Source organism: Streptomyces sp. NPDC093111, from assembly GCF_040683955.1.
GTDB lineage: Bacteria > Actinomycetota > Actinomycetes > Streptomycetales > Streptomycetaceae > Streptomyces.
In genome coordinates this window covers 1-19,034 of the sequence record NZ_JBFBNW010000041.1, presented here as the reverse complement: position 1 = coordinate 19,034, position 19,034 = coordinate 1, and the positions used below count along the sequence as shown (strand labels likewise).

Here is a 19,034-nt window from a genome sequence, read left to right as displayed (position 1 = left end):
CTCCGGTTTCTACTGCGGGGCCTTGCGCGGCGAGCCGAGCAGGACCAGGCCGGTGCACGGCAGCGACGGCGTGGTGCCGGTGACCGTCTTGAGGCTCACCCGCAGGTACCGCTTGCGGCCGCGGTAGCCGATCTCGTAGACGGCCTCGTCGTTGGCGGTGGTGATGACGGGCTCGGTGCCGTCGAGGTCGGCGTCGGCGACGGCGGTGAAGTCGCCGGGGGTCGTGGTGTCCGACTCCTGGACCTCGAAGGTGAGCGACGGCGTGGTGCCCGTGGCGGTGCCGGCGTCGATGACGACCATCGCGCGGCCGTAGTTCGCCAGGTCGACCGCGGCGCCGTCGGCCGTGGCGGTGCGGGCCGCGGGGGCCAGCGACTGCACCGCGGTGATGTTGTTCTTCAGGTCTCGGCTCATGGCCGGGGCTCCTCTCTGTGGCTGGGGGCGGAGGCGGGGGTCAGGAGGTCGCGCACTTGATGCGGACGAACGCCTCGGCCAGGACCGGCATGGCGTCGGCCTCCTGGCGGCCGATGAACCCGACCTGGTTCGACTCGGCGTACAGCTCGACCAGCCGCTGGATCTCCAGGTTCACGGCCTCGGCGATCCAGTAGTAGGAGAAGTCGCCGATCATCCCGGAGTACAGGCCGTTGGTGAACGTGTTCGGGGCGAACTCGCTGATGACGTAGGGGACGTCGAGGATGACGTCCGGGCGGTCGGCGGTGAGGCCGGGCTGCCAGACGTACTGATCGTCGGTCGTGGTCTTCAGCTTGCGGATGTTCTTGATGGCGTCGCGGTGGAACAGCCAGCGGGCCTTGGCCCAGTACGCGGCCTTGAGCGCGTACTTGGCGTCGATGAGGCCGTCGCCGGTGAAGCCGGTGGCCGAGCCGCTGGCGACGTCGCGGGAGGTCGGGATGCCGTGCGCGGAGGCGGTGAACAGCCCGAGGGGCTTCTTGTTGCCGTCGCCGGTCATGAACGCCTTTTCCTGCGTGACGGCGAACTTGTAGGCGAGGCGGTCGCGGACGATGTCCTCGGCGGCCCCCGACGTCAGGCGCAGCAGCTTGCGGGAGATCTTGACCCGCTTGGCGATCGGGTTGGGCGACAGCTCCCTCATGCCGAACCGCAGGCTGTCGTCGGTTGAGCCGGTGCCGATCTCGGTGGTCCACTCGGCGTCGTTCAGGTCGGTGTCGAGCGTGGGCACGCCGAGCGAGTCGGACGCGGTGAGCTGCTGGATCGTGGCCAGGCCGCGCAGCGGCACGGCGTCGTCGACGGCCTTGATGAGGCCGTTCACCCACTGCATCGGGGCGACGAGGTAGCCGCCCTCGGGGTCGTTGCCCGCGTTGAGCGCGCGCTGCTGCTGCTCGTTCAGGGCGCCGCGACCGCCGATCACGTAGGTGCGCAGGGCGCCCATGGCGGCCTCGTCGCGGGCGCCGGTGCGGCCTGCGTCCTCGGCGTCCTCGACGGCGGCCTGGCGCTCGCCCTCGCGCAGCCGGTCGGCCCGCTCGATGGTGCTGTCGAGCTTGTCCCGCTCGTCCATGAGCTGGTCGAACGTGGCTTCCTCCTCGCCGGTCATCGAGCGGCCGGCCTTGTTTGCCTCGGCCATGATGGCCGCGGCGTCGGCGCCGAGCTTGGTCCGCTTGGCGCGCAGTTCTCGAACGTTCACGGTGGTTCCCTTCGGGAGGTACGGGGTGCCCCGCGCGGGCGCGCGGTGCGGGAGGGGCCCGCTACTGGGCGAGCCGGAGAAGGCGGGAGAGGTCGGCCGCGGGGGCCTGGCGGGCTTCCTCGTCGCCGGGCGGGGCGGCGGCGTCGAGGAGTTCCTGCAGCGCGTCGCGCGCGGCCTCGACGAGCCCCTTGTTCTTCTTGGACAGCACCGCGCCCGCCCGGGCGCCGGCGGCGTCGAGCTCGGCGAGCCGGGACAGGAGGGCCTGGACGGTCTCGTCCGGCGCACTGCGCAGGTCGAGGCCGCGGGCGAGGTCGAGGGCGCTGCGCCCGGACTCGACGATGGCGCCCGGGTCCATGGGCAGTGGGACGGCGGAGACTTCGAAGAGCTCCCAGCCCTCGGGGGTGCCGTCCTGGCCGATGTTCCAGACGTCGAACCCGATGGAGAACGCGTTCAGGTAGCCGCCGCGGTACTTCCGCTCGACCTTGACGGCGAACTCGTCGTCCTGGTCGAAGGTCAGGTTCATGCGCAGCTTGTCGCCGTCGATCCACGTCTTGTCGCTGCGGCCGATGGGCAAGCCGTCGCGGCCCCAGTACGAATGGCCGTAGCCCACGACGGGGTTGGCCTCGAACCGGTCGAGGCGGGCGCCGGACATGGTCAGGTTCAGGCCGTCGCCCTTGCGGCCCTCGGTCGCGGCGATGATCGACAGCGGCTTGCCCGCCGCGTCGCCGTCCGCGCGCTCGACGTAGCCGCGCACGTAGCGCCGCTCTCGCGTCATCGGTCCCTCCTCGGTCCCTCGGCCTGCCGGTCACGCGGCGGCCCGGTCTGGAAGCGGGCGGGGATCCGCCCGCATGGTGTGCCCAGGTGCCACCACGCGCCGGACGGGCCTCGCTCGGCGGGCCTGCGGCAGGCCGAGCAGCTGCCCGGCTCCATGGCGGCGGTCCCGGGGGGCGGGTCAGTCGACAACGGGGATCACCTCGCAGTTGCAGCCCGGATGGACCGGGGGGTGGAAGGTGTCGCGCTTGGCGGTCAGGGCCTGGCCGTCGTCGCCCTCGACGTCGTCGCCCTTGGCCACGAACGGGGTCTCGATGGCGCGGACGGCGCCGTCGAGGCGCTGGCAGTACGGGCAGTTGGCCGAGCCGCGCGCCACCCACTGGATCTTCTTCACGCCCGCGGCCTTCCAGGTCTCGCGGGCTGCGGCGTTCGGCAGCTGCGCCGACTCCCACCGTGCGGTCTGCGCGGGCCGGTCCGCCTGCCACTTCGCCAGCCGCTCGACGATCGTCTCGGCGATGTCCTCGGATGTGCCGGCGGTCGTCTCGGCGAGCGTCCGCAGCTGGCCGTACGACGACGACACCTGGTACGAGGCGTGCGACAGGGCGTAGGCCCGGGCCCACACCGACAGGTCGACGGGCTCGTCATAGGACACGTCCTGCGCGGCCTGCACCGCGACGTCGTCGGCGAAGCCGGTCATGAGCGGGATCCACAGACCGGCCAGGCGCTCCATGATCGGGCCGTCGTCGGCGTACAGGGCCTGCAGGGCGGCGAGGAACAGGGCGAGCGAGCGGGTCCGGCCGCGCCCGGGGACCAGGTGCTCGTCGACCAGGGCGCCGACCTTCTTAGCTTCGAGGTCCGCAACGTCCTGATCGGACGCCTCGACCTTCTTGCCCCACTGCTCGGCGATCGTCTCGCGGACCGTGTGGCGTCCGGCAATCAGCCGGGCCCGCCGCTCGGCCACGGCGTCCGCCCCGGCGAGGCTGCGGCCGGCGGGCACCATGTTGAGCGGGACGAGGTAGTCGTCCCCGCCCGCCACCGGGTTCTCGTTCTCCTTGTCCCGCACGTCGTTCGCCGACAGCCAGCCCCACTGGCGGCCGATCGCGTAGGCCGCGTACCGGGCGGCGGTGTCGCCGCGCAGCAGCGAGTCAACGAGGTGCTCGGCGTAGTACTGCTGCCGCTCGGAGGGGAGCAGCAGCTGCGTGAGGATGGCCTGTTCCCAGCGGACGAGCCAGATGTTCAGCGCGCTGGTGACGTAGTCGATCTGCTGCTGTTCGATGTTGGAGAACGTCGCCCGGTCCAGGTCCCCGACCTTGTGCGGGGGCAGGCGCAGCCAGCGCGCCATCTCACCGACCTGCAGCTTGCGGGTCTCCAGGAACTGGGCGCTGTCGTTGGGCATGCCGACCTGCTGCCAGGTGACGCCCTCCTCCAGGATCGCGACGCGGTGCGCGCGGTCGATGCCCTTGTGGATGTTCTCCCAGTCGTCGGCCATGCGCCGGCGCGCCTCCGGGCTGAGGTTGCTGGGGTGCGTCAGTGCGCCGCCCGGGGCCGACCCGTTGGAGAACACCTTGGCGCCGTGGTGTTCGGTGGCCAGCCCGAGGCCGATCGCGTTGGCGGCGAGCTCGACGACCGGGTAGCCGCGCACGCCGTCGAACCCGAGGCCGCCGATGTGCAGGACCTCGTCGGGCAGGAGGGTGGCGTAGATCCCGTTGACGTCGTCGCGGTACTGGTAGACCCGCTGGAACGCGCCCGCGCCCGTACGCCTCACGCAGATCTTCAGGCGGTCCGGCCTCAGCGGCCAGATCTCCTCGATCACGCCGGTCCGCTTGTCCGTGACGACCTGGGCGACGCCGTCGCCCCACATCAGCGCGTGGCCCTGCAGCGTCTCGCGGAGCTGGACGCTCGACATCATCGGGTTGGGCTGGTCGTGCAGCAGCGTGTACAGCGGGTGGTCCGTCGCGCGCTGCTTGCCGCGTGGCTTGAGCCGCTCGTACAGGAACAGGGGTAGGCCGGCCAGGTCCTCGCTGATGACCCGGACCCCGGCGAAGAACGGGCTGTACTGCAGGGCGGTGTCGTAGTCCACGCGGATACCGGCGCTGTTGGCGGTTCCGCCCGAGAACCAGTCCTCGACCCACGTCTCGGGGGTGGCCAGGCCGGACAGGGGGCCGGAGGCGGCCCGTACGGCGGAGCGGAGGAAGCCCATCAGCCACCTCCTTCGGTGTCGGGGGCCGCGTCGGCGCGCTCGGTGATGAGGGCGCCGGTGATGGCGACGATGAGTAGGGCGAGTCCTGCGACGGCGACGCCGAGCCACGGGGCGAGGAGCGCGAGCCCTACGCCGAGGAAGGCGATACCGAGCAGCCCGAGGACGTCCCAGCGGTCCACCTGCCACTCCTTCACGGGGGGTTACAGGGACATGCCCTGCGATTCGTAGACGGACGGGGTGGGCAGGCCGCGCAGGCCGCCGTCGATGGCGAAGAAGGCGGCGGGCATGCCGTCGATGCGTTTGCCGGTCTTGTCGCGCGAGGGCTTGACCGGGCGGACGCGGTCGGGGTCGTCCCGGGGGCTCTTGCACTCCAGGTTGTCGGCCATCCAGCGGGCGACCGGGTTCCCGAAGTGGGCGTACTCGCGGGCCTTGAGGCCGCGCATGAACTCGCTCATGGGCGGAGTCATCCGGGTGAACGTCGTGTCGCTCTCGACCATCTTCATCCGGGTCCGCTTGGCGAGCTCCTGGCGGACGGGCTCGCCGCACCACTTGTCGTACGTGGCGTCGATGATCGTGTAGAGGTTGTGGTCGGTCTCGATGTCGTCGTAGATCGTGTCGTAGTCGATCGTGTCGCCGTCGGTGAGCGTGACCCAGCCGTCCTCGGCCCACTCGCTGAACTTGCCGTCGGTGTACTTGTCGAGGACCGGGGCGACAGACTGCGGCGCCCAGAACCGCCATACCAGCTCGCCGCCCGGGAAGTACAGGCACCAGGCGGTGAGGTCGAGCTTGGAGGAGAGGTCGAGGCCGCCCCAGCACCGCTGGCCTTCCAGGCGGCCGGCGATCCAGCCGGGGTTCGGGGCGAGCTCGCGGGCGTTCATGTCCCACAGGTCCATTGCGATCCAGCGCGACACCTCCGAGACACGCTGGTTGAGGCGGAACTGCAGGAAGGCGTTCAGGGCCTTGCGGTCCCCGAGAGCCTCCTTGGCCTCCTCACGCAGGGACTGGACGGACAGGAACGTCCCGAGCGCGGGGTTCGCCCATGCCCAGTTCGCCTCGTCGGTCCAGTCCAGGGAGACCGGAAGGTCGGGGCGGCCGGGGAACAGGCGGTGCAGCCGCTCCAGCTCGTCGGGCGTGCGCGGGGTCTTGCGCACGAACACGAAGTGGTGCGGCGCGCGCGCCGGGTCTTCGAGGACGCGGTCGGCCTCGTCGATGAACTCCGCGCCGAAGCTGTACTGCTGGCTGGTCTCGGTGGTGATCGCCAGCATGAGCGGCTGCGTGCGGGCGCCGGTGCCCGTGCGCATCGCCTGCCACAGCGAGTCGTCCGGCTGCGACAGGACCTCGTCGAGGATGAAACAGTGCGGGCTGTGGCCCAGCTCGTTGTCGGCGTCGGCCGGAATGACCTCGTAGTGCGAGCCGGTCCGCTCGTCGACGATGCGCCGCGCCGCCTTGACGTGGTCGAGCCGCGCCGCGAGTAGCGGGCTCTTGAGCATCATTTTCCGGCACGGTTCGAAGACCTTGCCGGCCTGCCGGATCGTGGCAGCCGCGCCGTAGACCTCGGCGGACTCCTCGCCGTCCCCGCACAGCATGTACAGGGCGATGCCGGACAGGATCGCGGACTTGCCGTTCTTGCGGGCCATGACGATCGTGGCGCGCGAGTAGCGGCGGACGTACCGGCCCCACTGCTCGGACCAGTGGACCTCGCCGAACAGCGGCCGGATGATCTCGTGTTCCTGCCACGACGCCAGCACGAACCGCGTGTTCGCCAGGGCGCCAGCGGGGTGAACGAGGAGCTCGGCGAAGAACTTCACGACTCGGTCGGCCCGCGGCTCGCAGTAGTGCGCGCCGCGCCGCTCGCACGTCGTGCCGTCGAGGGTGTACCCGCAGACGTCGCCCTTGCGGGAGGCCGGCCGCCACCTCTTGTGGTGGTTGAACCTCATCGCCCGGGCCCGGCCGCGCGGCCGGGTGGCTGCCTTGCTACGGGCCGGGCGGGTGGTGGTCCCGGCGGTCATGGCACCCCCTCGCCTCGGTCAGGACAGCAGGCGCTCCGCCCCGCCGGGCTGCTCTTGTCCGCCGATGTGCAGCTGCGCGCGGTCGCTCGGGGTCAGGCCGAACCGGGCGCCGTAGCGCTGCACCTGGGCGTCGGCGGTGTCCAGCGCCATGAGCCACGCGTTCTTGCCCATGCGGTGCCCGCTGATGTCGCCGTTCTTGTTGAAAACCGGGTGCTCGACGACCGCGCCCTCGGCGGCGACGTGCTCGGCGGCCTCGCGCCGACGGGCCACTGCGTCACACCAGTTGGCGAACGCCTCGACGTCCCACGGGGTCAGGACGCCGGTGACGATCAGCTGGTCGGCGAGCGTGTCCCAGACCTCGACGCCGTCGGCGCGGAGCCAGGCCGGCGGGACGATGTCGCCCTCGGCGGGCCGCGGCTCCTCCGTGTTGATCCGGTCGGCGCGGTCGCCGTGCAGCACCCGCAGAACGGTGGGCTTCGGCGCCGGTCCTCTCCTCCCCATGGCCACCTCCAGTGACGTTCAGTTACGGCGGGCGGCCCGGTACGGCGGATCCCGAAACCTGTCAAGGCGTCTCTGGGCTCCCCCCCGCGTTCCGCGGGTCCCCGGGCCAGGGATTCAGGGCCCCCTACCCCTCACGGTCAGTAGCGCGGGCCGGCGTTCCAGCCTCCGGGCTGGTGGCGGGCGGTCTCCTTGGAGTGGCACGGCGGGCACAGGCCGCGGCCTCTGCGGGGATCGTGCTCGTCCAGGCCGCGGGCCTGCAGTTCCCGCTTGGACAGCGGGTAGTGGTCGGCCTGCGTGCTCGGCGCCCGCCGGCAGACCACGCACACCGGGTCCCGCTCAAGGACGCCCGCGCGGAACCGCTGGACGTGCTCAGCGTTGTAGCCCTTGCTCGACGCCGAGCGGCGGGGCCGGCGCTTGTCGTGCGCGCCACACTTCGAGGCGGGCGGGGCGGCCATGGCGCCGCACCCGGGCGTTGTACAGCGTCGAGGCGGTCTCGTCGGCATGGTCAGTCCTTGGAGTGGTGCGCAGCGACGTGCTCGCGTACGGGCGCGGTGTCGAAGGTGAGGAACAGCTGTCCAGGGTCCTCAACGGCTTGGGTGTGCAGTGGGATCGGGCGCCCGCACGCGGGGCACTCGACGGTGACGTTGAGGTCGGTGGCCATGGGCACCTCTCAGCGCACGGGGATGGACACGGTGACGACTACGGCGTCGTCGCCTGCCGCGAGCTTGTGGCCAGCCTGGTCCCGGGCGTGCAGCACGACCATGACGTTGGACGGTCTGATGTCCAGGGCGCGGACGTCGTCGACGGGGAGGCCGAGGGCGTCGCAGACGGTTCTCAGCGCTTCCAGGGGGACGGCGTCGGGGATGACGGGGAGGTGAACGATGTGGGCCTCGGGCACCTTGGCCTCCTGATGGTGGGGTCCGCCGTCCGGCGCTACGCGCTCACCGGGGCGTCGCCCGGAGGAGGCTCTACGCCCCATCGCCGAACGGCGGAGTCTGAGGGATGCCGACGAGGCGCAGCGCGCGGGCGCGGGTCGCGGCCTCGGCGCGGGCGACGTCGACGTGTGCGTAGAGGGGGCGGCGGCGGTCGTCGAGGCCGGCGGGGGTGAGGTGGCCGCGGCTGACCCAGGAGCGAATCGTGATCGGGCTGACCTCGGCGGCGCCGGCGGACATGAGGCGGCGCCAGCGTGTGGCCTCGGCGGCGGCCTCGGTGGTGGTGTAGAGGGTGGCCACGGTTCACCTCCCGGGAACGACGACGGCCCCCGCTGGTGTGGCGGGGGCCGTCGGTGGTGTGTGGGCACAGGTGTGCTGCTGGCATCGATGTTGCGCTATGTAGCGATCATCGTCAAGCGGGATGGGTCGCGGGGCGTGGCGCGGGGGCTGGGTAGTACTCGGTGAAGGCGTTGGCGATGCGGAGCAGGGTGTCGGCGTGGGCGCGGATGTCTGTCTCGATCTGGCGGGCTCGTGTCTCGCCGCAGACGAGGTGTGCGAGGCGCTGCTGTTCGACGAGCGAGACGGCGTCGCGCAGCTGGTCCAGGGCGTCGTAGGCGACGGCGTTGCGGGCTGCGACACGGGCCCGGAGCGTCTCGGTCGGTGTCTCTTCCGGCTGGTCAGCTGCTTGCGACAGGGCGGCGAGGTGGCGCGCCACGACGTCCTTTCCGGTGCCGACGGCGCGCCCGATGTCGCGCAGGGGCGCGCCGTTGTCGCGCATGCGGCGGGCGGTGTCGCTGAGTTCGGGGGTCCAGTGGAAGCGGCGGGCGCTCATGCGGCGGGGCTCGCTGTCGTGTGGTGGGCGGCGGTGATCAGGATGGCGAGACGGGCGAGGTTGGGCAGGGTGGTGCGGGCGTGGGTCTCGTACTCACTGGGGGTGAGCAGCAGGCCGCAGGCCTCGCAGTCGATGTAGGGCGCCCAGTCGGTGGCGAACAGGGCGAACGCGGTGCAGGAGGGGCAGGGGGCGTCCTGGGGGCGGCGGCGGGGCTCGGTGGCGGTCATGGACCGGATGCGCCGTACGGCGGCGGTGAGCTCGCTGTGCAGGGTGTCGGCCCAGTGGGCGGTGGCGATCTGGGGCAGGTACGCGGTGAGCCACTGGGACCAGGTCGTGCCGCTGCGCCGCAGGGGGGTGGCGTCGAGCTCGGGGAGCTCGGCGGCGACGGCTGCGGCCCATCCTTCGAGGAGGGCGTCGAGGGGGGCGGGGCCGCTCTGGTCGCCGTGGGGGTCGGGCACGGTGGTCGTCGCGCCGGCGCCGAGCAGGGTGAGGACGTCGCCGCGTACGGGCATCGGCGAGTGCGCGCGTCCTGTCGCTGCGGTGCGGGGCCCGGCGGGGGCGGAGCCGGGGGTGAGCAGGTCGGCCAGGAGGGGCCGCTGGGCGTCGATCTCCCGCAGCATGGCCCGGATGCCTCCCTCGCACCGCCCGCACGCCGTACGGGGCGCAGCGGTGGCGTGGTGGCAGATCAGGCAAGGGCGCTCGGTGCCGGCCGGGCCGGTGGGCGTAGGCCCGAGGTGCCGGAGCTTGCGGAAGCGGCCCGGGCGCGGCCGGCCGCTGAGCGCCGCGAGGGCGGCGCCCCGGCGTTCGGTGATTGTCGTGGTCTGGTTCACCTCTGGTCCTCCTGGCGCTCTTCCCGCTCCCACGCCTCGACGGCGGCCTTGACGGCGTCGGCCGGGTGCCAGTAGGGGGCGTGGCCCTCGGGCACGGGCTGCTTGGTGAGCAGCGCGCGAGCGGTTGCGGCGACGGCGTCGGGGTCGGAGTAGCGGCCGAGTTTCGGCAGGAATTCGGGCTCGGTGTTGCCGCCTTCGGAGCGGGGGCGTGCCCACTGCCACTGCTCGGCGGGGTGGTCCCAGAACAGGAACAGGCCCTCGGCGCTGTCCTCGTCGTCCTCGTCGAGCCGGGTGTCGTCCCAGCTGATGACGGCGTTCAGCATGGTGGCGCAGCCGGCGTCCGGGCCGGTGGCGTAGGGGTCGGTTTCGGCGTCGGAGATCCACCAAATGTCGGGCTCAAGACCGGCGGCGGTGAGGGCGTCGACGACGGCGGTGATGTACGGAGCGTGGGGCAGGTCGGGCTGGATTGCGTCCGGCTGCCCGACAGCGGGGGCGTCCGGTCCGGCGAGGTCGTCGCGGAGGGCGGCGGCCTTCCCCGTGTCGAGCTCCAGCCAGTACGGCTCACTGTCCGGCCCGGACATGCAGATGGTGACGGTGTGGTCGTCGCCGTGGAGGACGTCGTTGAGGCCCCAGCGCAGCGGGGTGGGGTCGTCAGCAATGGTCGGGTCGCCGTTCGGCTTCGCCCCGATGGCGGTGCACTCCTCGGGCCGGGTGTCGCAGACGCACCCGGCGGCCGGCTGCCCGGCGGCCTGGCGGGCGGAGACGTTGCCGGGGCGGGGCTTGGGTACGGGCGGCCACTCGACGCGGGAGTCGGGGTAGCCGCGGATCAGGTCGTCGAGGGATGCCGCGGCGGTGAGCGGACCGTGCTCGGGGTCCTCGACGACGAGGCAGTACCCGGACGGGAACACGACTCCCGGGAGCACCACGCGGTGGCGGGCGTGCAGGCGGAAGCCGCGGGGGAAGCCGGCCAGGACCTCGGCGAGAGCGGGGTCAGGTTCGGCCTGCAGCTGCGCTGCGAGGGCGTCACGGGCCTTGAGCTGCTGCTCGGCCTGTGCCTGCATGGCGCTGGCCATGCGGAAGCACAGCAGCGCCTCGGCGAGCTGGTCCTGAAGTGCGTCGAGCTGGCCGGAGGTGATCGTGTCGACGCTGTACTGGGGCGGTGCAGGCCGCTCGGGCGGGCGGGTGGCGATCAGGGCGTCGGCCAGGTCGTACTCGGTCGGGGTGCCGAACACGCCGATCTGGCCGGGGCGCTCGGGCGGGCGGACGGTGGTCAGCATGCGGCGGATGGTGGCGGCGAACTGGTCGCGCAAGGACTCGTTCACGTTTTCCTCCAGGGGCGTTGGGACCAGTGGGCAAGGGGGAGGCCGGCGGTGATGACGACCAGGGCCACGAAGCCGAGCACCGGCAGGGCGGTGGCCATCTCAGCGGCGTGCCGGGGTGCGGGTGCGACGGATGGCCTGGCGCTGGTTCTTGGAGGTGCCGCCCCAAACGCCCGGCTCGCCACGGTCGAGGGCGAGCTGCAGGCACGGCTCGCGGACCTCGCACTTGATGCAGATCGCCCTCGCCTTGGCGGTGGACCCGCCCGGCTCCGGAAAGAAGAGCTCGGGGTCCACCTGCCGGCACAGGGCGTCGTCGCGCCAGCTGCTGTTGTCCGACGCTGCGCCCGGTGTGCTCATCGCGGGCCCCGGTGCATCCACGGGGCGGGCCGCACACCGCTGTTGTGCCGCAGGACGGTCCGTCGGCGCGCCCGGGGCCGGGTGCAGGTGGCGGCGTGGGGCATGGCGCGCCACTCCAGGTGCTCCAGGGCGGGGCGCTCGGTGGACAGGCCGCGCGACCGCAGCCGGCCGGTGCCGTCCGCGTACACGCCGAGGTTGCCGTTGAGGTCGGGGTCGGCGTTGACGGCCTGGCGCTTGCCGGTGGCGGTCACGGTCCAGCGGATGCGCTCGCCGCAGCTGTCGCAGCTGCTCACGTCGTGGCTACTGGTCACGGCAGGGGTCCTCTCAGGTGCCGGTGCGGATGTCGGGGTCAGGGTTGGCCAGGAGCGGGGCAACGCGGGTCCGGCCGTAGCGCATCCAGGCGGCGTCGGCGCCGAGGTCGCGGATGGCCTGGCGGATCTCGTCATCGGTCGGCTCGGCGTGGGCCTCGGCCTCAGGCGGTGGGGTGCGGACCGGCAACAGGAGCGCCCTCTGGCCCTCGTTGCTGCCGTTCTTGGCCCGGGAACGGTCCAGCCGGGGGCCGCCGGGCTGCGGTGGCACGAGCCGGGGCGGTGGCGGCGCAGCTGCTGCGTCGTTCTCGCGTGCGCCCGCGGTGGGTGGCTGAGGTGACAAGGCCAGCCGGTTGTGGTCGAGATCCGGGTCTCTACCGCAGGTAGAGAGGAACATGTCCCCCCCGCCGGGGACGGGGTCCGGAACCCGTCCCGGGTCGGGTTCCGGACCCGTCCGCGGACGGGTTCCGGAGGGGTTCGGAACCCCGCCGGGGACGGGGTCCGGAACCACAGCCGGGGACGGGGTCCGGACCGCGTCCGGGGACAGGGTCCGGGCGGCGGCGCGTGCCTCGATCTCTGCGGCCTTGGCCTTCCGGCGCGCCTTGGCCTGGCGGGACTCCCCCCAGGCATCCATGTGCGCGGCCCAGTCGGGCCGCTGCGTCGGGATGACCAGCTGGTAGACGCTGGACGTGTTCGGGCGCCGGCGGCGGCTGAGCAGGCCCACGGCGCTCAGCAGGCGCACACAGCGGGTGATGGTCTCCTCGCTGCACCCGGCGATGGTCGCCAGTGTGGAGGCGGCGGGGAACGCGTTGCTGCCGTCGGCGTTGGCGTAGGACGCAATCAGGATCCCGACGTGGGCGGCCTTGGACACCTCGGGGCGGCCCATGCGCAGGGCCTCGTCCCTGAGCCGGTTGATCCACGCGTTGCGGACCGACTGCACCTGGTCGCTGGTCACGGGGTCCCTTCCTTACAGAGGCGGTGCTGGCGGCGTACGGCCGGGGCCACGCGGGCCCCGGCCGGGCTGCTGATCAGGTGCGGCGGCGCTTGCGCGTGAGGCGGCGCATGATCGGGCCGGGGATCACCAGTTCGATGGGGGCGGTGTCCCAGCGCTCGCGGCGGGTGGGCCGGCGGATCCAGCCGCGGTCTTCGAGGATCCGCAGCGACACGACGACCTGGCCGGCGCCGAGGGCGGTCTCCTCGACGAGGCCCGCCAGGTGCGGCTGGTCCTCGGCCGGGATGCTGCCGGTCTCCCAGTTGGCGTGGGAGGCCAGGGTGAGCGCGACGAGCTGCGTGGTCGGGATCAGGCGGCTGCCGGTGATGCCCCGCTCGTACAGGGCGCGGAACGGCCCGTCGGTGGCGGGGGTGTGCGGGGCGGGGGCGATGAGGGGGTGGGCCTTGCGGCGGTAGATGTCGGCGGGGGTCGGAATGGTGCTCATGTGCTACTCCGGTGCGGTGGGCGGTGGTTCGGGGGGCGCGGTGGCGTAGAGGTAGGCGCCGTGCGGCCAGCCGGGCCCGGGCGGGGCCTCGGGGCGCCCGGCGAGTGCGGCGGGGGTGTGGCGGTCGCAGCACCAGCCGGTGACGTACAGGCGGGCGCGGCCCAGGCCGTGCGGCCCGACGTGCTCGCAGGGCCGCCGGCGTTTCACGAAGGGTCGCGGCGGTGTGCGCCGCACTGGTCGCACATCACGTAGCCGGGCCCGGCGGGGTAGTGCGGCGTCCGCAGGTGCCCGCACGAGAGGGTGTGGCAAGCCAGCCACACCACGCGGCGCTGCAACGGCACATGGGCCGGCCGTGCGGGTGCCTCGGCGGACTGGCGGCGGGCCCGGCGGCGAACCTGGCGGGCGCCCGCGATCGTCAGGCACGCAGCGGCGGTGACGACCACACCCGCGCCGAGCACCAGGAGGACGAGGACGGCGATCGGGAGCACGTCACGCACGACGGTCTCCGATCGCCCGAACCTCGGCCAGGGCACGGCCATACGCGGCGCACGCGCCGGCGCAGTACCAGCGAGCGGGCTCCCGGGACGGCGTCGGCCACGAGACGACGACCATGCGGGCGCCCGGCTGCGGCGCGGTGGCGAGCTCGCCGCACCCGCTCTTCGCGCAGTCCCGGCCGGTCGGGACCGGGCGGGGCGGCGCGGGCGGCCCCCCGATCATGCCGCCGTTCCAGGCCTTGGCCGCGGCCCGCTTGGCGCGGTGGTCCTTGTTGTACGCGTCCCGGCACGGCTGGCAGATCGGGACCACCTTGCGGCTGCGGTGCTGGTAGTAGCCGCGGGTGCTGCCGTGGTCGATGCCGTCGTCGGCGACAGCCTGGGCGGCGCTCACTCGTCTGCCGCGGCGTCGTACGAGGCCGAGACGGTCAGCGGCGTGACCACGTAGCCGGTGACCGTCTTGTACGGGCCGTCGTCGTCGCTGCCCGGGCCGAAGACGACCAGGCCCTCGGGAGCCTCGTCGCCGCCACCATCCGGGACCCAGCCCAGGTAGCCGCCCGTGAAGTGCCTGCGGGCGTGCGCCTCGCAGTGGGCCCGGGCGGCCTCCCGAGTGGTGTACAGGCCGAGCGGGACGGAGTCCCGGGACGCCCGGCAGACGGTCAGGTCGACCGGGGCGAGCACCGGAAGCAGCGTCGACAGGGTCGCGTGCACCTGGGCCTCCGCCAGGTCGGCGCCCCGGTACGCCAGCCGCTCGGGCCCGGTCAGGTCGGCCTTCCACCCGGTGTCGGCGTCCATCCAGCCGGCGGCCCGGGTGAGCAGCTGCTCAGCAAGGGCGTGGTGGTCCTGGGGGTTCATCGGGTGTCCTTCCGGGAGTTGGCCCACGCGGCGCGGCGCGAGACGTGCGTGTCGGAACGGCGCGGGCGGGTGCCGCCGTGGCTGGTGCACAGCTCGCCGGGCGCGGCGCCGCACGTCGGGCAGACCACGGCGAGCTGGGGCAGGGAGCGGGCGCGGTCGGTCATCGCGGGACCTCACGGCGCCACTCGACGGTCATGTACCGGCCACCGTCCGGCGTCGGACGCGTGTCGACCTGCACGTTGATCTCGCAGGGCATGACGTGACCGGGGTAGTGGGCGTGCTCCAGGCGCTCCGTGCCGTGCGGCAACTCGACGCCGACCATGTCGGGCAACCAACCGCCGATCTGGCGGTAGGTGTGCCCGTACCAGTCGGGGGCCAGGTCGCGCAGCGAGGCACCGATCAGGGGCACCTCGCCCCACACGGCGAACCGAAGTTCGGCCCGGGGCGCACGGCCGGAGGCAGGCGCCGGGGTGGGCTCGCCGCCGGGAGCGGTGCCCTTCCCCTGCGTCGCCTCGGCGACGAGCGCGTCCCGCTCCGCCAGGAGGTCGCGGACGTCACGGTCGAGCTGCTCGACGGAGCGGTAGGCGTACTGGCCCTCGCGGATCTCCGCGAGACGCCTGGGGGACAGACGGCCGATCATCAGCGCTCCCCCTTCGACCGGCGGCCGTCGCGGGTGGCCGCGTAGCGGACGGCGAGCGCGCCCAGTACCCAGATGAGGGCGCAGACACCGGCGACGAACGATTCGGTGGGGGTCACTTGGCGGCCGCCTTCCGGAGGTCGACCACGGGCGTGAGAGTGCCGACGAGCTCGACGAGCTCGTGGTGGCTCACGCGGACCCACATCGCGCAGGTCTCGGGGTCGACCCCGTCGAGGACGTAGAGCTGTTCGCCCTCGGGGGCCGCACCGGCCTTGCGCCAGCGGGACCCATCTGCGGCCTGGACGAGGCCGGTGGGCGGGGAAGCGGTACTGTTTCCGAACATGGGTGCCTCCTTTTGCGAGGTGCTGAGGGGCTGCGCATGGACCTGGCTGGATCTGCGCGGCCCCTTTTCGTCAGTCCGAGGCCCTGCGGCGGCGGGGCGTGCGGGCTGTCAGAACGGCGACGGGCGCGGAGTCTCCTGCGTAGAGCTCCGTGGCCGTCGAGCGGGGCGACGCAGACACTCCGGCGGGGATGGCCGCGGACTCGTGTTGGCGCAAGATCTGCGCGTAGTGCTGCTCGGTGAAGCGCCACGCCCCAGCGATCTTGATTGCGGGGATGGCCCGCTTACGGGCCTGGTCCTTCAGCCACCACGGAGAGACCCGGATCGAGTCCGCGATCTCCTCCGGCGTGTACAGGCGCGGAAGGCGGCTCACTACGCGGCCCTCGGGCGGGCCTGGAGGCCCTCGCGCTCGCGCTCGGCAAGGTAGGCCTCGATCACGGAGATCCTGGCCACCACCTTCTTCCCGATGCGGAAGGTCGCGGGCCCTCTGCCGAGGGAGCGCCACCGACGCACGGTGGCGGGGGCGATTCCCAGCCGACTTGCAATGCCGGGGCCGGCCGCGGTGTCTTCGATGTAGACCAGGCCGTCAGGCGGGCTAGGACGGGGCGAACGGGTCACTCTCAGTCACTCCCTCTCTCATTCGTCGCACTTTATGGACGGATCGTTCTATTTCGGAGACACCGGAGGTGCAAAAAGGACCAGGACGCCCACACCGAGCGCTTTCGCGATGGTGTGCGCGGCCCGCATTCCGCAGGTCGCGCGTTCTCCGGAGGCAAGATGCCCCACCGTGGTGCGAGGGACGCCGGCCTCTTCGGCGAGGGCCCGCACGCTGTACGGCGCCCCCCGCCCGGGGTGCTTCATGACGAATCTGAATACGTCATGGTCGCGGAGTCGATAGACGGTACTCATCGTCTCCCAATCGGACCATTGCGGCTACGAACGGGAACAGTTAAGCACGCATGAGAACGAATCGTCTACAGATCAGAACGGCCGGATGTGAATCTTCGGCAAAATCGGGTGCACCCGCTACCGTGAGCTGTAGACGATTCGTCTGCACCTTGGGACGATCGAGCCGCCTGAACAGGGCATTTCGAGAAGAGCGAAGCAGTGTTGGTGAGACACATGGGTCTCCTAGCGCCAGAGAGGCATAGCGATGTCAGCGGAACGCACGCAAAGCGGATCGCATGACGCCATCCCGGAGCGGCTGGCGCGAGAGATGGATCGGGACCAGCTGAGCCGCATGGTGCGCGAGGCCAACGACGCAGGCCTGTCCTACAAGGACATGGCCGATCGAGCGGCGGCAGCCGGTCACACGGTCTCGAAGCCTTACATGCAGAAGCTCGCCACGAACAACGTGGCCAGTTCACCGGACGGCGACCGGCTTGAAGCCATCGCGGCAGCAATCGGCCGGCCGGTCGACGTCGTCAAGCGCGCAGCGGCCGTTCAGTGGCTCAACTACGAGACACGGGACCTGTCTGGCTATGACGACGACGTACGCATCATCGTGGCGCACCTCGCGGGCATGGAACCGAAGGACGTGAAGCGGTGGCGGGCGATGATCGAGGCCGCCGAGCAAGCAGAAATCGAGGGGGACCGATGATCCAGTTCCGAGAAGCGCCGATGCCGGCTCTTTTCCCCGTGACCATCGTGGAGCGGCCGGGCCGGATCACTGTTTACGTCGATCCGTCGCTCACCTTGCCGGAGATGCTGGCGGCCATGAACTCGGCCATGGAGGCTCAGCTGGCAGAGGGCGGCCTCGTCCAGCTGCACCACGGAGAGATCCACACCTTGGGCCTGGCCCAGGTCGTACAGCAGGCCGCGACACCGCGGTAGCTGGGTCTACGGAGGCGGGGGGACATGGGCTTTCCCGAGAAGCGCGGTACCTACTACCGCGCGCGGTACAAGGCGGCTGACGGGTCGTACCCGAGCGTCAAGGACGACTCTGGCCGGGTGATCAAGTACCGCACGGAGCGCGAAGCGCGCCGCGCCGCGAACGATGCAGAAGCCAAGGTGAGAGAAGGCGGGAAACCGGCGGGCGCCGAGGTGGTGCTGTCGCCCACGTTCGGGGAGTACGTGGCCCGCTGGTACGCCCGCCAGTCCCTCGCGCTGTCCACCATGGAGAACTACAAGAGCCACATCGAGGCTCACCTGCTGCCCGCGTTCGCGGATCTGCGTCTCACAGACCTCACCCGCCCCGTAGTCGACGCGTGGGTGCAAGCCGAATCGCAGCTCTACGCCGCGTCCTCGGTGGCCACATACCGGCGCGTCCTTGCGCTCATCCTCGACGATGCGATCGAGGAAGGCCTGTTGGAGGGATCGAACCCCGCGCGCCCTCGACGAGGACGCGGCCGGCGTGCTGGTCGTTCGGCGGCCCGCACGGCCGAGAAGGTGATCACGGGCGCCCTGGGTGCACTCCTCGTGGCCGAGCGGGCCGCCATTCTCTCCGGCCGGGACGACGAGTTCGTCATGGTCGTGCTCAAGGTCTTCACCCAGATGCGGTGGGGTGAGCTGGTCGGCCTGGAGGAAACGTACGTCCGCGACGAGACGTTCCGCGTCGAGGCGCAGCTTTACGAGCTCGACGACGGCACACTCACATGGGGCCCGCCGAAAGACGACTCGTACCGAACCATCGACTCCACGGACTGGCTCACGCGTCTGGTCCGGGCGCACATCAAACGCACACGTCCCATGCCGTGCCAGTGCCACGGGCGTCGTTTTGTTTTCACGTCTAGCTACCTCCTTCCGGAGGCCCGCATCACGCGGGCGGACATAGCCTCAGAGGCCGGTGTAGGCGTCTCGACGGTCAGCAGGGCACTCGGTAAGGGGGGCGTGGCTGCTGAGTCGAGAGAACGCGTTCACGAGGCTGTAGCGGCGCTGCGTCGCGCCCGCCCCGCAGAGCACGTTCCGCACTGGGGCCGCGATGAGTTCCGCCACTCCATCTTCACCCCGGCAGCGAGCGGCTGGTATCCGTCCCGGGGCGCCCAGGGCCCTGCTCGGCCCGTGTGCGTCCGAGCGGAGCCGTGGCCGGGGCAGGTGGTACGAGGGAGGCATTCGGCCGCGCAAGCGGATGCGTGCTGGGCTCCCATCGCGAAGGGGCTCACCCCTCACGGATTGAGGCACACCGGTAAGTCCATCCTTGAGGAACTAGGCACGCCCAAGGTGCTCGTTGACGAGCGGATGGGCCACATCGACGGGTCTACGCCGGCCATCTACTCCCACGTGACCGACGGGATGCGGGTACGACTCCGGCAGGGCCTGACGGATGTCTGGCACCAGGCTTTGGCTGCGCGCGCAGCGATGTGCCCGTGGTCTCCCGTGCGGGTCCTCGACGGGCTCCTGACGGAGCACCTGGCCAACCCTCAGCCGAAGATCATCTCCCAGATTTCTCCCCTCCTGGCCGGCCTCCCGGAGTCTGAGCGTAGGCAGATGGCCTCTGACCTGCTTGAACTCCTGATCACTGGATAGGTCGCGTCCTCGTACTTCATGAAGTCCCCGCCGGTGCAGTACTTCGACGACGAGGCCTTCGCCAACGTCGAGAAGTTCATCAAGGGCGAGGTCGAGC

Annotated in this window: 30 protein-coding genes; 3 read left to right on the top strand and 27 right to left on the bottom strand. The window is 71.7% G+C overall.

Features of this window, described 5'->3' with window-relative positions; all coding sequences use genetic code 11:
* Positions 1–9: 9 nt before the first annotated feature.
* From AB0Q96_RS38770 to AB0Q96_RS38640, 27 genes are all read right to left on the bottom strand, one after another.
* Positions 10–411 (bottom strand): hypothetical protein, encoded by a 402-nt coding sequence (locus AB0Q96_RS38770; protein ID WP_365334033.1) that lies wholly within the window; start codon positions 409–411, stop codon positions 10–12.
* 40 nt (positions 412–451) lie between these two features.
* Positions 452–1,654, bottom strand: a complete 1,203-nt coding sequence (locus AB0Q96_RS38765) for a phage major capsid protein (protein WP_365334031.1) — start codon at positions 1,652–1,654, stop codon at positions 452–454.
* 61 nt (positions 1,655–1,715) lie between these two features.
* On the bottom strand, positions 1,716–2,429 hold the full coding sequence (locus AB0Q96_RS38760) for a hypothetical protein (RefSeq protein ID WP_365334029.1): 714 nt from the start codon (positions 2,427–2,429) through the stop codon (positions 1,716–1,718).
* 177 nt (positions 2,430–2,606) lie between these two features.
* Positions 2,607–4,625 carry a phage portal protein gene (locus AB0Q96_RS38755; RefSeq protein ID WP_365334027.1) on the bottom strand — a complete coding sequence of 673 codons (2,019 nt, stop codon included), beginning with the start codon at positions 4,623–4,625 and terminating at the stop codon, positions 2,607–2,609.
* Positions 4,625–4,804, bottom strand: a complete 180-nt coding sequence (locus AB0Q96_RS38750) for a hypothetical protein (RefSeq protein WP_365334025.1) — start codon at positions 4,802–4,804, stop codon at positions 4,625–4,627. Before AB0Q96_RS38750 ends, AB0Q96_RS38755 begins: the two co-directional genes overlap by 1 nt.
* A 21-nt stretch (positions 4,805–4,825) precedes the next feature.
* Positions 4,826–6,634, bottom strand: coding sequence for a terminase TerL endonuclease subunit (locus AB0Q96_RS38745; protein WP_365334023.1), 1,809 nt, complete (start codon positions 6,632–6,634; stop codon positions 4,826–4,828).
* A gap of 18 nt (positions 6,635–6,652) precedes the next feature.
* Positions 6,653–7,135: a phage terminase small subunit P27 family gene (locus tag AB0Q96_RS38740; protein WP_365334021.1), complete on the bottom strand. Its 483-nt coding sequence runs from the start codon at positions 7,133–7,135 to the stop codon at positions 6,653–6,655.
* A gap of 137 nt (positions 7,136–7,272) precedes the next feature.
* Positions 7,273–7,590, bottom strand: a complete 318-nt coding sequence (locus tag AB0Q96_RS38735; protein WP_365334019.1) for a holin — start codon at positions 7,588–7,590, stop codon at positions 7,273–7,275.
* 50 nt (positions 7,591–7,640) lie between these two features.
* On the bottom strand, positions 7,641–7,796 hold the full coding sequence (locus AB0Q96_RS38730; protein ID WP_365334017.1) for a hypothetical protein: 156 nt from the start codon (positions 7,794–7,796) through the stop codon (positions 7,641–7,643).
* 9 nt (positions 7,797–7,805) lie between these two features.
* A complete protein-coding gene (locus tag AB0Q96_RS38725) occupies positions 7,806–8,033 on the bottom strand; it encodes a hypothetical protein (RefSeq protein ID WP_365334015.1) in 228 nt (75 codons plus the stop codon).
* 70 nt (positions 8,034–8,103) lie between these two features.
* Positions 8,104–8,367 carry a MerR family transcriptional regulator gene (locus AB0Q96_RS38720; protein ID WP_365334013.1) on the bottom strand — a complete coding sequence of 88 codons (264 nt, stop codon included), beginning with the start codon at positions 8,365–8,367 and terminating at the stop codon, positions 8,104–8,106.
* Positions 8,368–8,479: 112 nt separating this feature from the next.
* On the bottom strand, positions 8,480–8,899 hold the full coding sequence (locus AB0Q96_RS38715; protein WP_365334011.1) for a hypothetical protein: 420 nt from the start codon (positions 8,897–8,899) through the stop codon (positions 8,480–8,482).
* Positions 8,896–9,729, bottom strand: coding sequence for a hypothetical protein (locus AB0Q96_RS38710; protein WP_365334009.1), 834 nt, complete (start codon positions 9,727–9,729; stop codon positions 8,896–8,898). Before AB0Q96_RS38710 ends, AB0Q96_RS38715 begins: the two co-directional genes overlap by 4 nt.
* Positions 9,726–11,051 (bottom strand): hypothetical protein, encoded by a 1,326-nt coding sequence (locus AB0Q96_RS38705; protein WP_365334007.1) that lies wholly within the window; start codon positions 11,049–11,051, stop codon positions 9,726–9,728. The genes AB0Q96_RS38710 and AB0Q96_RS38705 overlap by 4 nt, the downstream gene beginning before the upstream one ends.
* A gap of 99 nt (positions 11,052–11,150) precedes the next feature.
* On the bottom strand, positions 11,151–11,405 hold the full coding sequence (locus tag AB0Q96_RS38700) for a WhiB family transcriptional regulator (RefSeq protein ID WP_365334005.1): 255 nt from the start codon (positions 11,403–11,405) through the stop codon (positions 11,151–11,153).
* Positions 11,402–11,716, bottom strand: coding sequence for a hypothetical protein (locus tag AB0Q96_RS38695; protein ID WP_365334003.1), 315 nt, complete (start codon positions 11,714–11,716; stop codon positions 11,402–11,404). The genes AB0Q96_RS38700 and AB0Q96_RS38695 overlap by 4 nt, the downstream gene beginning before the upstream one ends.
* 13 nt (positions 11,717–11,729) lie before the next feature.
* Positions 11,730–12,668, bottom strand: a complete 939-nt coding sequence (locus tag AB0Q96_RS38690) for a helix-turn-helix domain-containing protein (protein WP_365334001.1) — start codon at positions 12,666–12,668, stop codon at positions 11,730–11,732.
* A gap of 73 nt (positions 12,669–12,741) precedes the next feature.
* The gene (locus AB0Q96_RS38685; RefSeq protein WP_365333999.1) at positions 12,742–13,149 is read right to left on the bottom strand and encodes a hypothetical protein; all 408 of its coding nucleotides are present in this window, start codon (positions 13,147–13,149) and stop codon (positions 12,742–12,744) included.
* Positions 13,150–13,152: 3 nt separating this feature from the next.
* Entirely contained in the window at positions 13,153–13,356 is a 204-nt protein-coding gene (locus AB0Q96_RS38680) for a hypothetical protein (protein WP_365333997.1), read from the bottom strand.
* Positions 13,353–13,646 (bottom strand): hypothetical protein, encoded by a 294-nt coding sequence (locus tag AB0Q96_RS38675; RefSeq protein ID WP_365333995.1) that lies wholly within the window; start codon positions 13,644–13,646, stop codon positions 13,353–13,355. Before AB0Q96_RS38675 ends, AB0Q96_RS38680 begins: the two co-directional genes overlap by 4 nt.
* Positions 13,639–14,034 (bottom strand): hypothetical protein, encoded by a 396-nt coding sequence (locus AB0Q96_RS38670; RefSeq protein ID WP_365333993.1) that lies wholly within the window; start codon positions 14,032–14,034, stop codon positions 13,639–13,641. The genes AB0Q96_RS38675 and AB0Q96_RS38670 overlap by 8 nt, the downstream gene beginning before the upstream one ends.
* Complete coding sequence (locus AB0Q96_RS38665; protein ID WP_365333991.1) at positions 14,031–14,495, bottom strand: hypothetical protein; 465 nt, start codon at positions 14,493–14,495, stop codon at positions 14,031–14,033. The genes AB0Q96_RS38670 and AB0Q96_RS38665 overlap by 4 nt, the downstream gene beginning before the upstream one ends.
* The gene (locus AB0Q96_RS38660) at positions 14,492–14,659 is read right to left on the bottom strand and encodes a hypothetical protein (protein WP_365333989.1); all 168 of its coding nucleotides are present in this window, start codon (positions 14,657–14,659) and stop codon (positions 14,492–14,494) included. The genes AB0Q96_RS38665 and AB0Q96_RS38660 overlap by 4 nt, the downstream gene beginning before the upstream one ends.
* Positions 14,656–15,135, bottom strand: coding sequence for a hypothetical protein (locus AB0Q96_RS38655; protein WP_365333988.1), 480 nt, complete (start codon positions 15,133–15,135; stop codon positions 14,656–14,658). The genes AB0Q96_RS38660 and AB0Q96_RS38655 overlap by 4 nt, the downstream gene beginning before the upstream one ends.
* A gap of 112 nt (positions 15,136–15,247) precedes the next feature.
* Positions 15,248–15,475 carry a hypothetical protein gene (locus tag AB0Q96_RS38650; RefSeq protein WP_365333986.1) on the bottom strand — a complete coding sequence of 76 codons (228 nt, stop codon included), beginning with the start codon at positions 15,473–15,475 and terminating at the stop codon, positions 15,248–15,250.
* Between the two features lie 70 nt (positions 15,476–15,545).
* Complete coding sequence (locus tag AB0Q96_RS38645; RefSeq protein WP_365333984.1) at positions 15,546–15,845, bottom strand: helix-turn-helix domain-containing protein; 300 nt, start codon at positions 15,843–15,845, stop codon at positions 15,546–15,548.
* Positions 15,845–16,090 (bottom strand): helix-turn-helix domain-containing protein, encoded by a 246-nt coding sequence (locus tag AB0Q96_RS38640; RefSeq protein WP_365333982.1) that lies wholly within the window; start codon positions 16,088–16,090, stop codon positions 15,845–15,847. Before AB0Q96_RS38640 ends, AB0Q96_RS38645 begins: the two co-directional genes overlap by 1 nt.
* Before the next feature lie 535 nt (positions 16,091–16,625).
* Here AB0Q96_RS38640 and AB0Q96_RS38635 point away from each other — a divergent pair.
* From AB0Q96_RS38635 to AB0Q96_RS38625, 3 genes are read left to right on the top strand one after another with little or no spacing between them, the layout of a single operon-like run.
* Positions 16,626–17,072, top strand: a complete 447-nt coding sequence (locus tag AB0Q96_RS38635) for a hypothetical protein (protein ID WP_365333980.1) — start codon at positions 16,626–16,628, stop codon at positions 17,070–17,072.
* Entirely contained in the window at positions 17,069–17,305 is a 237-nt protein-coding gene (locus AB0Q96_RS38630) for a hypothetical protein (protein WP_365333978.1), read from the top strand. The genes AB0Q96_RS38635 and AB0Q96_RS38630 overlap by 4 nt, the downstream gene beginning before the upstream one ends.
* A gap of 24 nt (positions 17,306–17,329) precedes the next feature.
* Positions 17,330–18,937: a LacI family DNA-binding transcriptional regulator gene (locus AB0Q96_RS38625; RefSeq protein ID WP_365333976.1), complete on the top strand. Its 1,608-nt coding sequence runs from the start codon at positions 17,330–17,332 to the stop codon at positions 18,935–18,937.
* Positions 18,938–19,034: the final 97 nt, after the last annotated feature.

Coding starts and splice junctions, on each gene's coding strand:
- AB0Q96_RS38740 (WP_365334021.1), bottom strand. CDS start 7,135: ATGGGGAGGAGAGGACCGGCGCCGAAGCCCACCGTTCTGCGGGTGCTG.
- AB0Q96_RS38755 (WP_365334027.1), bottom strand. CDS start 4,625: ATGGGCTTCCTCCGCTCCGCCGTACGGGCCGCCTCCGGCCCCCTGTCC.
- AB0Q96_RS38745 (WP_365334023.1), bottom strand. CDS start 6,634: ATGACCGCCGGGACCACCACCCGCCCGGCCCGTAGCAAGGCAGCCACC.
- AB0Q96_RS38650 (WP_365333986.1), bottom strand. CDS start 15,475: ATGTTCGGAAACAGTACCGCTTCCCCGCCCACCGGCCTCGTCCAGGCC.
- AB0Q96_RS38730 (WP_365334017.1), bottom strand. CDS start 7,796: ATGGCCACCGACCTCAACGTCACCGTCGAGTGCCCCGCGTGCGGGCGC.
- AB0Q96_RS38625 (WP_365333976.1), top strand. CDS start 17,330: ATGGGCTTTCCCGAGAAGCGCGGTACCTACTACCGCGCGCGGTACAAG.
- AB0Q96_RS38700 (WP_365334005.1), bottom strand. CDS start 11,405: ATGAGCACACCGGGCGCAGCGTCGGACAACAGCAGCTGGCGCGACGAC.
- AB0Q96_RS38770 (WP_365334033.1), bottom strand. CDS start 411: ATGAGCCGAGACCTGAAGAACAACATCACCGCGGTGCAGTCGCTGGCC.
- AB0Q96_RS38685 (WP_365333999.1), bottom strand. CDS start 13,149: ATGAGCACCATTCCGACCCCCGCCGACATCTACCGCCGCAAGGCCCAC.
- AB0Q96_RS38665 (WP_365333991.1), bottom strand. CDS start 14,495: ATGAACCCCCAGGACCACCACGCCCTTGCTGAGCAGCTGCTCACCCGG.
- AB0Q96_RS38735 (WP_365334019.1), bottom strand. CDS start 7,590: ATGGCCGCCCCGCCCGCCTCGAAGTGTGGCGCGCACGACAAGCGCCGG.
- AB0Q96_RS38760 (WP_365334029.1), bottom strand. CDS start 2,429: ATGACGCGAGAGCGGCGCTACGTGCGCGGCTACGTCGAGCGCGCGGAC.
- AB0Q96_RS38715 (WP_365334011.1), bottom strand. CDS start 8,899: ATGAGCGCCCGCCGCTTCCACTGGACCCCCGAACTCAGCGACACCGCC.
- AB0Q96_RS38660 (WP_365333989.1), bottom strand. CDS start 14,659: ATGACCGACCGCGCCCGCTCCCTGCCCCAGCTCGCCGTGGTCTGCCCG.
- AB0Q96_RS38630 (WP_365333978.1), top strand. CDS start 17,069: ATGATCCAGTTCCGAGAAGCGCCGATGCCGGCTCTTTTCCCCGTGACC.
- AB0Q96_RS38655 (WP_365333988.1), bottom strand. CDS start 15,135: ATGATCGGCCGTCTGTCCCCCAGGCGTCTCGCGGAGATCCGCGAGGGC.
- AB0Q96_RS38635 (WP_365333980.1), top strand. CDS start 16,626: ATGTCAGCGGAACGCACGCAAAGCGGATCGCATGACGCCATCCCGGAG.